Here is a 12989-nt window from a genome sequence, read left to right as displayed (position 1 = left end):
ACTGTCATAGTGCCCGCTCACAATCTGACGTTCGTTTGCTGCGGAACCGCTCACGGGGGGCGCGTTTCGCCGGCAACGTGCAACTCCACTTCCGTCCAGGGATTCATGACTCGTTCACGGGCGCCGTCTGGTGTCCTGGCGCTCGTTGCGTGGCTGGCGTTCGTCGTGCCGTGCATGCACGGCATACATGCGCAGGAGACCGGTTCCATCGTCCGCCAGCCGGGCAGCACGGTGCGTTTCGATCTGCCCGCGCAGCCGCTCGCGAAGACCTTGCAGGACTTCGCGCGGCTCACCGAGCTGATCGTGCTGGCGCCGGCGCCGCTGCTCGACGGGCGCACGAGTGCGCCGGTCCAGGGTGAATTCACGCCGCGCGACGCGCTCGAGCGGATGCTGGCCGGAACGGGGTTGCGCGCGGAATTCTCGCGCCCGGACGAAGCGATCATCGTCGCGCAGCCGGGCGCCGAGCAGGCGCCCGCAACGGCCGACACGCCGGCGGATGCGGCCTTGCCGATCGACGGGATCGGCGATTCCGGCGATCGGCGCGCGTTCGCGGGCCTGCTGCAGGCGCATCTGATCGATGCGCTCTGCGCGCAGCCGGGAGCCGTGCCGGGCAGCTATCGACTCGTCGCGCAGGTGCGCATCGACAACAGGGGGGCGGTGGTGGCGGTCAACATGGTGGCATCGAGCGGTTCGGCCGCCCGCGACGCGGCGGTGATGCGCGCGCTGCGCGCATTGAAGCTGGACGACGCGCCGCCGGCGGACTTGCCGCAGCCGGTCACGATCCTGCTGCGGCCGGCCGGCAACGGCGTGCATTTCCGCTGTCCGGCGCCGCAGCCGGCCGTCCGGGGCTAGGCCGCGATGACCGACAGCAACCGCACCGGGCTCAGGAAGCTGCTGGCGACGCGCTACGCGTACCTCGTCAGGCGCCTCGAGCGCGTGACCGGATCGAAGGACGGCGCCGCCGACGCGTTGCACGAAACCTGGCTGCGCCTCGAGAACGCGAACGTCTCCACCCAGGTGACGAACGCGGACGCCTATATACTCGGGATGGCGAACAATGTCGCGATCGACCAGCATCGGCGCGAGCGCCGGCATCTGCACGACGACGATGTCGAGACGCTGCTCGAGATGCCGGACGAACTGGCCGATCCCGAGCGCATCGTCGCGGCGCGCCGCAAGGTCGAGACACTGAAGGACGTGCTGCGCGGCCTGCCGCCGCGGCGCCGCGCGATCCTGCTGGCCGCCCGCGTGGACGGCCTGCTGAATCGCGAGATCGCCGAGCATTTCGGCATTTCGCTGCGGCTCGTCGAAAGCGAGCTGAGCGCGGCAATGAAGTACTGCCTGCAGCGCATGCAGGAAGACGGTGATCCGTACACGGGCACGCGAGGCGGCCCGCGTAAATTTTGAGCATCAGGACGATGACGAAAGCCCAGGCCGAACCTGCTCACGACGAACTCGACGAAGCGAGTGCGTGGCTGCTGCGTCTGCGCTCGGGAGACGCGAGCCAGGCCGAAGCCGATGCGTTCGAGCGCTGGTGCGCCGATCGTCCGCAAGCCGCCGATCTGCTGCGCGATACCTGGAGCGCGCTGCGCACGGCGGCGACCGAACTCTCACACGAGGAACGCGCGGCCGCTGCCTGGGCAAACGTTGCAAAGCGCGAGCGCACGATGCGCACCGGGCGGCGCGCGTTCATCGGCTTCGCGGTGGCGGCGGGCGGATCGTGGCTCGCGTTGCGCCCGCCGATGCAGCTGTGGCCGTCGCTCGGCGATCTCGCGGCCGATTACCACACGGGCACCGGCGAGCAGCGCAGCGTCGCGCTGTCGTCGCGCGTGACGGTGGAACTGAATACGCAGACGCGCCTCGACGTGCTGGCCGCCAGCGATGCCGCGCGCGGCGTCGAAGTCGTCGCCGGCGAGGCGGAGATCGACGCGGCTGCGCCGCCGGCCGACCGCGCGACGCCGATCCAGCCCGTCACCGTGGTTGCGGGCGGCGGCCGCATGCGGGCGACCGTCGCGCGCTTCAACGTGCGGCGCACCGGCTCGCTGGTCTGCGTGACCTGCCTCTCCGGCACCGTTGCGCTCGAGCATCCGCGCGGCGCACGCACGCTGACGGCCGACGATCAGGTCGTCTACGACGATCGCGGCGTGCAGCCCGTGTCGCGGATCGATCCGGGCGCGGTCAGCGCATGGCGACGCGGGATGCTGGTGTTCAACGGCGTGCCGCTCGCCGAAGTGGTCGACGAGATCAACCGCTACCGGCGCGGCAAGGTCATCCTGCGCAGCGCGTCGCTCGGCGAGAACCGGATGCAGGCGCAGTTCCCGATCACGCGGCTCGATGACGTGATCGACATGGTCGGCCGCCTGTACGGCGCGCACATCACGCGTCTGCCCGGCAATATCGTGCTGCTGAGCTGACCGGCTTCCCGCGTTCCACTTTCCCTTCTTCCTCCCGCTGGCGATGCGTTCGCGTCGCTTCCGGCTGTCCGCGCACTGCGGGTTACGGCCGTCCGATACGACTTGATCAATGAGGGCCGGCAAACGCCGGGCCGTCTGTCATGGCGGCCCGGTGTGACGTCGTCGGACCCGAGGCGTGGGTGGCAAGCGCCCCGGCCGTGCAGCGATGCGCGGTGCGGGGGATGTGTGTCGATGGAGCTTCGGGCGGTGGCGTGATCATGAACGAATCGCAACGGGAGTCGGATCCCGGCGACGCGAATACGCGCGCCGATGCGATCCGCGAGGGCGCGGTGCGCTGGTTGCTGTGGTTGCGCACCGGCGACACGACGGAACAGGAACTCGACGCTTTCGCGCGCTGGCGCGCGCAGAGCGACGAGCATGCACGCACGGTCCGCGAGCTGATCTGGATGTGGGCCGTGCTGGAGACGGTCGGCCGCCAGGAGCCCGGCGGGCCGACGCGCACGCATTGAGGCGGCGGCTTTTCTTGCGTGCACCGGTGTGGTGCGCAATCGCGTTCGAGCCGTGGCGCACGCACTGAAAGAAAGTCTGCGGGTTATGCGGGCCCGCTTCGACCTTGTATATGAGAGAGCGAGGGGGCTGTGCAGAGGGGCTGTAGCGCGGAGACCGGGGAACGGGGGCCTGAATGGGCTCCCGGATCACCGTTCACGCACGGTGGCGGGCAGGTGCCGAGTACGTGCCGGCCGCGTCACGCAAGCCCGGATTCACGATTCAGGATGGCGACCCGGGTTGCAGGCCGGCGCGTGCGCCGTTCCAGGCGGCGTCGAGCGGATCGCCGGCATCGCGCAGCGGCTCGCGCAGAAAGGGAAAGCGTTCGACGAACGGTGCGGATTCTTGCAGGGCCACGATATGGTTGACCATCCATTGCAGCAGATCGCCGCCGTGCCGGACCTGTTCCGGGCGCCAGTCCGGCATCGTCGAGAAGAGGGCCGAGAAGCCGCTCCAGCGCGACGGCCGGTCGTTGTCGCCGGGACGGAAATAGGTGTTCATCGCGACGTCGTGCGCGTCGGTCAGCGCGCCGACGAACAGCCCGTGCGGCGTCGGCACGCCGATCTGCTGCCAGCCTTCCGCGAGGGCGAGCGAGCGCATCACGCGCGCCGCGACGAACGCGATGCGCGTTTCTTGTTCGATTTCCGCCAGCGACATTACGCCGTTGCGTTGCATGCAGCGCGCGACCGCGTGCGGCCGGATCACGTTCGACGCGAAGCTGCGCAGCACGAGGTCGGGCACCGTCAGTTGAAGCTGGAATTCGCGCAGGCCGTGCTCGGCGCTCATCGTCGAGAAGTTGACGAACAACCCTTCGGCATGACCGAGCGCGCCGACGTACGGCTCGAGCCCGAGGCGCGCGAGCTTCGGCGCGATCTGGCGTTCGAGCAGCCGCATCAGGTTGCGGCGGTTGCGCACGCCCGTGAAATCGTCGAGGCCGCGCGTGACCACGTCGCTGATTTCCCAGCGGCGCTCGTCGGCGACGAGCCGCGGGGAACCGCTCAGGTCGAACCGGGCGCGGCCGTGGGCCACGCGGGGATCTACGTACATGCCGGTGCCTCGTGCATCGATTGCGGGCGGACCGCCGCGGCGGCGCGCCGTCGTGTGGGTCCGGTCGCCCACGATGCTGCGGCGTCGCGGGCGGCCCGTCAAGTGCGAGTGGGCCCGGCTGAACAGTGTGGAGTGACTGGATGATGCGCACGATTGTGGAACGCTTCGTCGAACAGAGCCCGATGACGATCATGACGCGGCTCGTGCTGCAGTGCGCGCTGCACGACGACTGGATCGATACGGCTGTCGAAGCGGACGAAGAGCCCGACGACGAGTCGATCCGCGAGACGCTGTTCGCGCTGGCGGTCGACGCGATCGCGGCGATTGCCGCGCAGGCGCAGATGGAGACATCGCAGATGCCGCACGGGGTGCCCGGACACGTGTCGTCCGCGCCCGGCGCCGCGGTGGCCGCGCTTCACGACGGCATGAGCCGCTGGCGGGCCGGCTGGGGGCGTGCGCTCGTCAGGGACAGCGTCGATCTGCTGTTGCCCGTCGCGGCGGCGCGGGCCGACGAACGCGGGCGCACGCTCGGCGGGATGCGGCTGCGCGTGCTGGACGGCACGGGCGACAGTTGCGCGCCCGGCGGTGGTGGTTGCGACTGCGGCCGCGCGTGTGACGACCCGGCGCGTGACGCGGCGCTGGGCATGACCGGCGCGCGAGTGATGCCGGTCTACGATCCCGAGCTTGCGATGATCGTCGACTTGCTGCCGGTCGAACGCGGCCGGTCGCACGAACGCGCGTTCGTCGGCGCGCTGCTGGAGACGGTCAGGCCAGGCGAGCTGTGGATCGTCGACGGCCGTTTCGATACCGACGCGATCGTGTCGGGCTGGCCGCGCCGCGGCGGCGCATTCGTATTGCGTGACGATGGCGGCGCGGCCGCATGCCGGCCGCTCGGCGGCTGGCGCGATGCCGGCCCGCTCGACGGCGGTGGCGTTCGCGAGCAGGCCGTCGGCATCGCGGGCGACGGTGAAGCGTCCGGAACGCTCAGGCGGATCGAATGGTGCGGCCACGGGCGCGACGGCCACCCGGGCGCGACGGTCACGGTGCTGACGAACCTGCCGGTCGAGCAGTTCGACGCGTGCCAGGTGATGCAGCTGGCGCGCCGGCGCTGGCGCGATGCGATGCCGTTCCCGCTCGAACCGGCGCTTGGTGGCACGTTGTTCGGCAGCGTGCCCGCCCGCGCGTCGCTGCTCGCGTGCGGCATCGCGGCGCTCGCGTACAACGCGTTCAGCGTGATGACCCGTGTGGTCGGTGGCGCGCTCGGTCTGGACGAGCGTGATGTAGAACGTGTGCCGTCGCATATCGCCGACGGCGTCACCGCAACCTATGCCGGGATGATGATCGCGCTGCCGCCCGACTGGTGGCGACGCTACGACCAGTTGCCCGCGGCGACGCTCGGGCAGATCGTGCGGATGCTCGCCGTGCACGTCGATCCGCGCAGCGAGCGGCGCAGGCGCCGCGACAACCGGCTGTCCGCGAAGTCGCAGGCGCTGCTGCGCGCGGCGACGCTCGAACACCTGCTGCATGACGACGGCGGCGATCCTGCCGCGAACGTGTTCAGCCTGCGCACGATCGCGATGGCGACGCGCGACTTCAGCAGCAATCCGTCGAAGGCGCTGCGGCACGCGGGCGAGGCGCTCGTGATGGTCACCAAATACAACCGGCCGATCGCGCTGCTCGTGTCGATCGACGACTGGAACCGGCTGCTCGGCGAAGTGCGCGAGACAAGCCTTACGCGGCTGTCGTTCGACTGCGCGGCGGCGCAGGGCATGCGTTCGGTCGCATTGAGCGAATCGCCGCTGAACTAGCCGGAGAAGCGGCGCGCAGGCGCCGCGTTCAACTCGTCAGCCGCCGCACCCAGATCACCGACGTCCACGTGAAATTGCCGCTGCCGTAGCGCGCGATCAGCGTGTCGACGCGTGCGTTGATGCGCGCCGAATGCACGCGGCAATGCACGATGAAGTAGAGGCTGTTGACACCGACGGTCGAGCCGTCCGGCAATGTCGGATTGCCGCCGCGCGCGGGCAGCAGGTATTCGGCGATATCGCCGGTGCTGATGAAATACGCGGTGCCGCGACGGTCGACGAGCCGCTTGGCCTGGCTGGCCGACAGCGTCGGAATCGCGGCGACGAGCACGGGCTCGGCCGCGGTATTGGCGTTGACGGTGGTCAGGTCCGGCAGGATCGTCGTGAACGGCGCCAGCGTCTCGATCGCATGCGCGTCGTAGCCGGGAATGCGTGCGAGATCGTCGACGGCGACGAGCTGCAGCGGCCAGCCGTCGGGGCCGTTCGTGTCGCGCAGCGAGCGCAGCATGTAGTCGGCCGTCTGCTGCGCGAGCGCGGGATCGAGCGACAGCTGGCTCAGCAGCCGCCGGTACGCGAGCACGCCTTCGCCGTTGGCCTGCCACGGCTTGCCGGGCGCGATGCGCGTCACGAGGTTCGTCAGGTTGAAGCGCGCCTGCGCATCCTCGACGTGGCCGGAGATCCACGCACGCGACAGCTCCGCATTGACCGCCGCGGCGTCGGGCGGCAGCAGGTCCGCAAGCTGCACATCGGCGGCCGGCGACGACCACGGCTGGCCGATGAACGTGACGTTCGACGTCGCGCTCTGCGCGCGCAGCGTCGCACGCGCCCATTCGACCGCCGCACGCTCGACCCACATCGTCTGCGTCGCGAGCCGCTGGTTCTCCACGTCGCGCGTCGCGACCTGCTGGCGCCACAGCACGCTCGCCGCGAGCGTCGCCGCCAGCGCGACGACGAGCAGCACCGTGACGATCGCGATGCCGCGTTCGCGCGGCAGCCGTGCTCTGCCGGACCTTCCATATCGATGCATTCGCATGCTCCTGCAAGGGCGGTGCGGCCGCGTTCAGTCCACGAACGCCAGCCACGCATGGGCGATGCTCGCATGCGCAGATGACGTGACGCCGAACATCGCGGTGAGCCCGGCCACCCAGAATGCGAGCGTCGCGGGATGCGTGCCGTCGGTCGTCAGCGCCAGCGGGCCGACCAGCGACGCGATCGCATGCGAGCGCCACAGCAGCAGCAGGAACAGCGCGCAGCCGACGGCCATCGCGACGAAGAACAGGTAAAGCGCGACCGTCGAGCGTCGCGTGAACGGCGTGCGGTGATGGCGCTGGTTCGCGGCGACGATCGCGGCGCCGTTCGCGACCGGCACGATCGCCATCGCGAGCATCCAGAACAGCGGCTGGTCGCTCGACGCATCGATCAGCAGCAGCGTGCCGATCGTCCAGATCGGCGGCGCGAGCAACGTGAGCACGACCCACGACAGCAGGTGCCAGGCCAGCCAGGGCGCGCGCCAGCGCAGCGGGCGCCGCGCCGCGGCAAAGGCGGCGGGCGGCAACCTGCCTGCGGTCGCGGCATGGCCGGACAGGCGTTCGGCGAGCCACCGTACGAACATCGTCGCGAATGACATGGAGGGATCCGGTCGTTGATGTTTTTACCCAATAGCTAGGACGAAACGGACGGCCGCAAACCGCAGGATTTCTCGTTGCCGGGAGGCTTGTCGCGGCGCCGCATCGCGCGTGCGGTGCGCGGAAACGGTCTCGCGCGCATCTCGTGCATATCTTCAGCGGAATGTCACAAAAACTTCCCGGTTGAAACCCGAGGATTGTCGTGCCGCACGCAGGGGGAGGGTGACGCGCCGGGCGCGCTGCCTTCGGGGCGGCAACACGTTTGCCGGCGATCGCGCACGCGCGATGCCAGGAAGCCCTGGCAGCCACGGCAGACGATACGAACACGAAACGGGGGCCACGCACATTCCTGCGCAACGCGCCGCGCGATTCGCGCCGGCTTTCGTTGCGCGCGCATTGCAGGCCGCACGCTGGCGGCCGTGTCCTGCTTCCGGCGTCGAGCCGGACGGCCAGTTGGACGGCCGGTTGAAGGGCCCGCGAAAAAAAGTTTGCGGCAATGCGCGCCCGGTTCCGTCTAGGTAGGTGAGAGCGGCGACTCGTGCGCCGCACACGATGGTCGTTGCCGATCGACGCAGCAGTGCCGATGCGTCGGCAGGCAGTCGATCGCGACGATGCGTGACGGAGGTTGCGGGTTTTCCGGATTCGCTTCGTCCTTTCCGGTAGATGCGCTTGAACGCACCGGGCACGGAAATCGGGAAAAGCAATGCGCAGATCATGCTAAGGATGACGAATAAATCGTCATCAAAGTGAAACAGGCATTTGATAGCGGAGCGAACGGCTGGCGCGGTGCGCAAAGCTTCGATCCGGAACAACAAAGGGGAATGGCGCATGCCGCCGAGAGTAGACCGCAAGTCACGCGAACGATGGCGGCTGAACTGCCGATGCCTGGCGGGTGTCGTGCTGGCCGGTGGGCTGGGCTTCGCGCCGGGGATTCATGCGCAGGAAGCCGCGCCGGCCGCGAAGGCGGCACCGGCCGCGCCGCAGTCGTTCGACGTGAATGCCTTCGTGGTGCGCGGCAACACGACGCTGCCGGCGCTCGAGATCGAGAAGGCCGTGTATCCGTTCGAAGGGCCGGGCCGCACGCTCGCCGACGTGAACGCGGCACGTGACGCATTGCAGAAGGCGTACCAGGACCGCGGCTACCAGTCGGTCGTCGTCGAGCTGCCGCAGCAGCAGGTGAAGAACGGCGTGATCCTGCTGCAGGTGACGGAAGCGAAGGTCGGGCGCTTGCGCGTCGACGGCGCGAAATACAACTCGCCGCAGAACATCCGCGATGCGGTGCCCGCGCTGGCCGAGGGCCGGGTGCCCGATTTCAACCAGGCCCAGCAGCAGCTCACCGACCTGAACCGCTCGGCGGACCGGCAGGTGATTCCGATCCTCAAGCCGGGCGCGCTGCCGCAGACGGTCGACGTCGACCTGAAGGTCGACGATCACAGCCCGCTGCACGGCTCGCTCGAACTGAACAACGACAACAGTCCCGGCACGTCGACGCTGCGCACGACCGCGAACCTCAGCTACTCGAATCTCTGGCAGCTCGGCCACGTGATTTCCGGCACCTACGTGCTTGCGCCGCAGCATCCGAACGATGCGCGCGTCTACGCGTTCTCGTATCTAGCGCCGATCAGGGATTCGCGCTGGAGCTTTCTCGCGACGGTCGTGCATTCGGACAGCAACGTCGCGTCGGTCGCGAACACCAACGTGCTCGGCAAGGGCACCACGTACGGCTTCACCGCGATCTATTCGCTGCCTGCGTCGGAAACCTACGCGCACTCGGTCAGCGTCGAGATCGACCGCAAGCACTTCGACGAAAACGTGTCGATACCGGGCCAGACGGGCTCGACGGCGCCGCTCACGTACGTGCCGGTGACGCTGTCGTACAACGGCCAGCTGAGCCTGAAGAACTCGCAGACGTCGTTCTCCGCGTCGGTGACGACGAACATCCGCGGCCTCGGCAGCGACTGGGGCGCATGGGACAACAAGCGCTACAACGCGACGCCCGATTTCGTGTACGGCAAGTTCGACGTCAACCACACGCAGCGCTTCGCGAACGACATGCAGGCCAACGCGCACGTGAACGCGCAGATCTCGAACTCGCCGCTCGTGTCGAGCGAGCAGTTCGCCGCGGGCGGGATGAACAGCGTGCGCGGCTACATGCAGGCCGAAGACACGGCCGACAGTGGCGTGATCGCATCGGTCGAACTGCGCAGCCCGTCGCTCGCGAAGTGGCTCGGCGGCGCGGTCGGCAGCCGCGTGAACGAGTGGCGCTTCCACGCGTTCTTCGACGCGGCGCACCTGTGGCTGCTGAGCCCGCTGCCCGAGCAGACGTCGCGGTTCAACCTGATGAGTGTCGGCGTCGGCACACGGGTGCAGATCATGAAGTACGCAAGCGCGGATTTCGAGGCCGGATGGCCGTTGAAGGCGGGCGTCTATACGCGGCAGTACAGCCCTCGGTTCGATTTCTACGTAAGGCTGGGGTTCTGACGGATTTTTTTGATCGTGCCGGGGCGATGCGACGAGCGCGGCGCCCGCACATTCGGGGAGTGGATCGTGAAGCGAGTCTTGTTTTTCCTGTTGGCGGTGATGCTCGGCGTGCTGCCCGGCATCGCGAACGCATGGTGGCAGAACGACTGGTCGTACCGGAAGGCGATCACGATCGACGCGAGCGCGAAAGGCGCGAACCTCGCGGAATCGGCCGGCCGGGTGCCGCTGCTGATCCGCCTGCACTCGGGCAACTTCCAGTTCGACGGGCTGGCCGACAACGGCGCGGACATCCGTTTCGTCGCCGCCGACGACAAGACGCCGCTGAACTACCACGTCGAGCAATACGATCCCGTGCTCGGCGTCGCGCTGATCTGGGTCGACATTCCGAAGATGCCGGCCGGCGCCGCGGAGTCGATCTGGATGTACTACGGCAACAAGAAGGCGCCGGACGGCAGCAAGCCGGCCGAGACGTTCGATCCCGACTACACGCTCGTCTACCACTTCAACGGCGCGGCGGGTGCACCGCCGAAGGACCTGACCGCTTACGGCAACCACGCGCAGAACGCGTCGTTCCGGACGGTCGAGGACGGCATCGTCGGCAAGGGCGCGCGGTTCGACGGCAACGGGTCGCTGACGCTGCCTGCGAGCCCGTCGCTGAATGTGCCGGCCGGCGGCAGCTTCACGTTCAGCGCATGGGTGAAGCCGTCGGCACTCACGCCGAACACGCTGCTGTACAGCCGTCGCGATGGCGCGAACGCGCTGCTGATCGGCCTCGACAACGGCGTGCCGTTCGCGGAAGTCCAGGGTGGTGCGGGCAATCCGGCACCGGTACGCACGCCGGCCGCATCGCCCGTCGCCGCGAACCAGTGGACGTATCTCGCGGTCACGGCCGATGGCAAGAACCTCACCGTCTACGTGAACGGCAAGCAGGCCGCGCAGGTCGCTTCGACGCTGCCCGCGTTGAACAGCGCCGCGACGGTCGGTGCGGACACCACCGGTGCGCCGGCGGGCTTCGCCGGTTACGCAGGCGCACTCGACGAACTGCGTCTGTCGAAGATTGCTCGCTCGCCGGCGGCAATCGCAGTCGACGCGCTCGCGCAGGGCTCGGAATCGAAGCTCGTCGCCTATGGCGCCGACGAGAAGCAGTCGGGTTTCGGCTTCGGCTACTTCGGCGTGATCGTGCAGTCGGTGACCGTCGACGCGTGGGTCGTGATCACGATCCTGCTCGGCATGGCGCTCGTGTCGTGGGTCGTGATGTGGACGAAGGCGCGCTACGTCGGCACCGTCGACAAGGCGAACCAGTATTTCGTGCAGCGCTTCCGCGAAGTGGCCGGGCGTCACCTGGTGGGCCTCGCGCACGTCGACGAAGCGAGCACCGACGGCCGCCGCCTGTACCAGTCGTCGCTGTACCGGCTGTACAAGGCCGGCGTGCATGAAATCCACAGCCGCGTGGACGACAACGGCCGCACGGTGATCACGTCCGAGTCGATCGAGGCGATCCGCGCGTCGATGGACGCAACGCTGGTGCGCGAAAACCAGAAGCTGTCGAAGTCGATGGTGCTGCTGACGATCGCGATCTCGGGCGGCCCGTTCCTCGGGCTGCTCGGCACGGTGGTCGGCGTGATGATCACGTTCGCGGCGATCGCGGCAGCCGGCGACGTGAACGTGAACGCGATCGCACCGGGTATCGCGGCCGCGCTGCTTGCGACGGTCACGGGCCTGTTCGTCGCGATTCCCGCGCTGTTTGGCTACAACTACCTGCTGATCCGCAACAAGAACGTGACCGCGAACATGCAGGTGTTCGTCGACGAATTCGTCACGCGCCTCGCCGAAGCGCACCGCGCGCCCGATCACGCGGTGCTGGCCGACTGACGCACGCAGGAGACCACCATGCAGGTTCAGGACGACGACAAGCCGTACGACGACATCAACATCACGCCGATGCTCGACCTCGCGTACGTGCTGCTGATCATCTTCATCATCATGACGACCGCGTCGGTGCAGGGCATCAAGGTCGATCTGCCGAAGGCGAGCTCGTCCGCGAGTCTCGCGAAGCCGAAGACGAAGGCAATCACGGTGGCCGATTCGGGGCAGGTGTTCCTCGACGCGTACCCGGTGACGATGGACGAGCTCGAGAGCCGGCTGCGCACCGAGAAGGCGACCAGTCCGGATTTTCCGATCGTGTTGAAGGGCGACGCGGGCGTGCAGTACCAGAAGGTGATGGACGTGCTCGACCTGCTGCGCCGCCTCGATCTGTCGCAAGTCGGCCTCGTGACCGGCAAGGCGAAGCAGGGCGGCTGACGCGATGGAAATGACCTACAACGGCGGCCCGCCGGACAAGGGCCCCGGCCGCTACGTGAAGCCCGTCGCGATCGCGCTGGTGCTCGCGGGCGTGGCCGCGCTGATCTGGCGTTTCGCGGGCGACACCGCGGGCGTGAAGCGCGTGAGCGCACCGCAGGTGACGACGGTGATTCCGTTGCCGCCGCCCCCGCCGCCGCCGAAACAGAAGCCGCCGCCCGAGAAGGTGAAGGAAGAGGTCAAGACGCCGGTCGACCGGCCGACGATCGCACCGAAGCCATCGGAGGCACCGAAGCCGGCGGACAACCAGCCGCAGCAGATGACGATGAACGCCGATGCGCAGGCGGGCAGCGACAACTTCGGCATCGGCGCCGGCGACGGCTCCGGCATGCTGGGCAGCGGCGGGGGCGGCAAGTTCGGCAACGCGAGCTATGCGCAATACATGGTGTACGTGCTGCAACGCGCGATCGAGCAGGACAAGGGCGTGCAGGAGGCCGGCGGCGCGCGGTTCGCGGGCAACCTGAACCTGTGGATGGATGCGTCGGGACGGATCACGAAGGTGACGATCGCGCAGTCCACCGGCGACGCGAAGATCGATGCGGCCGTCGTCGCGGCGGTCGAAGCGCTCGGCAGGGTCGACGAGGTGCCGCCGCCCGCAACGACGTATCCGGTGCTCGTCAAGCTTCAGGGGCGCAAGCCGGCATGACGATGCGCACGCGAAACGACGAAAGAATCATGGGGCGGCGCCGTCGCACGGATGCTGCCGGAAAAGA

The 12989-nt window shown here is 68.5% G+C and carries 13 protein-coding genes; 9 read left to right on the top strand and 4 right to left on the bottom strand.

The features are described 5' to 3' along the window. Positions 1-105: 105 nt before the first annotated feature. From BCO18175_RS31895 to BCO18175_RS31880, 4 genes are all read left to right on the top strand, one after another. Positions 106-852 carry a secretin and TonB N-terminal domain-containing protein gene (locus tag BCO18175_RS31895; RefSeq protein WP_174986810.1) on the top strand — a complete coding sequence of 249 codons (747 nt, stop codon included), beginning with the start codon at positions 106-108 and terminating at the stop codon, positions 850-852. Between the two features lie 6 nt (positions 853-858). Further along, on the top strand, positions 859-1407 hold the full coding sequence (locus BCO18175_RS31890; RefSeq protein ID WP_043177401.1) for an RNA polymerase sigma factor: 549 nt from the start codon (positions 859-861) through the stop codon (positions 1405-1407). 11 nt (positions 1408-1418) lie between these two features. Beyond that, positions 1419-2414 (top strand): FecR family protein, encoded by a 996-nt coding sequence (locus tag BCO18175_RS31885; protein WP_174968850.1) that lies wholly within the window; start codon positions 1419-1421, stop codon positions 2412-2414. Positions 2415-2671: 257 nt separating this feature from the next. Continuing rightward, positions 2672-2923 (top strand): FecR/PupR family sigma factor regulator, encoded by a 252-nt coding sequence (locus tag BCO18175_RS31880; protein WP_241011610.1) that lies wholly within the window; start codon positions 2672-2674, stop codon positions 2921-2923. A 259-nt stretch (positions 2924-3182) separates the two neighbouring features. Here BCO18175_RS31880 and BCO18175_RS31875 read toward each other — a convergent pair whose 3' ends face one another. Further along, positions 3183-4007 (bottom strand): hypothetical protein, encoded by an 825-nt coding sequence (locus BCO18175_RS31875; RefSeq protein WP_174986808.1) that lies wholly within the window; start codon positions 4005-4007, stop codon positions 3183-3185. Positions 4008-4147: 140 nt separating this feature from the next. On the opposite strand from BCO18175_RS31875, the gene BCO18175_RS31870 reads away from it, so the two are divergent. Continuing rightward, entirely contained in the window at positions 4148-5815 is a 1668-nt protein-coding gene (locus BCO18175_RS31870) for a type II toxin-antitoxin system Phd/YefM family antitoxin (protein ID WP_174986806.1), read from the top strand. Between the two features lie 28 nt (positions 5816-5843). Here the strand turns inward: BCO18175_RS31870 and gspK are convergent, their stop codons facing one another. The 3 genes from gspK to BCO18175_RS31855 form a co-directional block, all read right to left on the bottom strand. Continuing rightward, positions 5844-6839, bottom strand: a complete 996-nt coding sequence (gene gspK / locus BCO18175_RS31865) for a type II secretion system minor pseudopilin GspK (protein ID WP_174986804.1) — start codon at positions 6837-6839, stop codon at positions 5844-5846. A gap of 33 nt (positions 6840-6872) precedes the next feature. Then, positions 6873-7439: a hypothetical protein gene (locus BCO18175_RS31860; RefSeq protein WP_174968854.1), complete on the bottom strand. Its 567-nt coding sequence runs from the start codon at positions 7437-7439 to the stop codon at positions 6873-6875. 153 nt (positions 7440-7592) lie between these two features. Further along, on the bottom strand, positions 7593-8267 hold the full coding sequence (locus BCO18175_RS31855) for a hypothetical protein (RefSeq protein ID WP_174986802.1): 675 nt from the start codon (positions 8265-8267) through the stop codon (positions 7593-7595). On the opposite strand from BCO18175_RS31855, the gene BCO18175_RS31850 reads away from it, so the two are divergent. From BCO18175_RS31850 to BCO18175_RS31835, 4 genes are all read left to right on the top strand, one after another. Continuing rightward, positions 8266-9918 carry a ShlB/FhaC/HecB family hemolysin secretion/activation protein gene (locus BCO18175_RS31850; protein WP_254599144.1) on the top strand — a complete coding sequence of 551 codons (1653 nt, stop codon included), beginning with the start codon at positions 8266-8268 and terminating at the stop codon, positions 9916-9918. The genes BCO18175_RS31855 and BCO18175_RS31850 overlap by 2 nt on opposite strands. Before the next feature lie 66 nt (positions 9919-9984). Beyond that, the gene (locus BCO18175_RS31845; RefSeq protein WP_174986800.1) at positions 9985-11790 is read left to right on the top strand and encodes a DUF2341 domain-containing protein; all 1806 of its coding nucleotides are present in this window, start codon (positions 9985-9987) and stop codon (positions 11788-11790) included. A gap of 18 nt (positions 11791-11808) precedes the next feature. Further along, positions 11809-12219 (top strand): ExbD/TolR family protein, encoded by a 411-nt coding sequence (locus BCO18175_RS31840; RefSeq protein WP_021161942.1) that lies wholly within the window; start codon positions 11809-11811, stop codon positions 12217-12219. Between the two features lie 4 nt (positions 12220-12223). Next, on the top strand, positions 12224-12922 hold the full coding sequence (locus BCO18175_RS31835; RefSeq protein WP_174986798.1) for a TonB family protein: 699 nt from the start codon (positions 12224-12226) through the stop codon (positions 12920-12922). The last annotated feature ends 67 nt before the right edge of the window (positions 12923-12989 follow it).

It is taken from the genome of Burkholderia lata, from assembly GCF_902499335.1.
Taxonomy (GTDB): Bacteria; Pseudomonadota; Gammaproteobacteria; order Burkholderiales; family Burkholderiaceae; genus Burkholderia; species Burkholderia lata_B.
The sequence above is the reverse complement of the archived record's forward strand: the minus strand, read 5'-3'. Positions and strand labels throughout refer to the sequence as shown.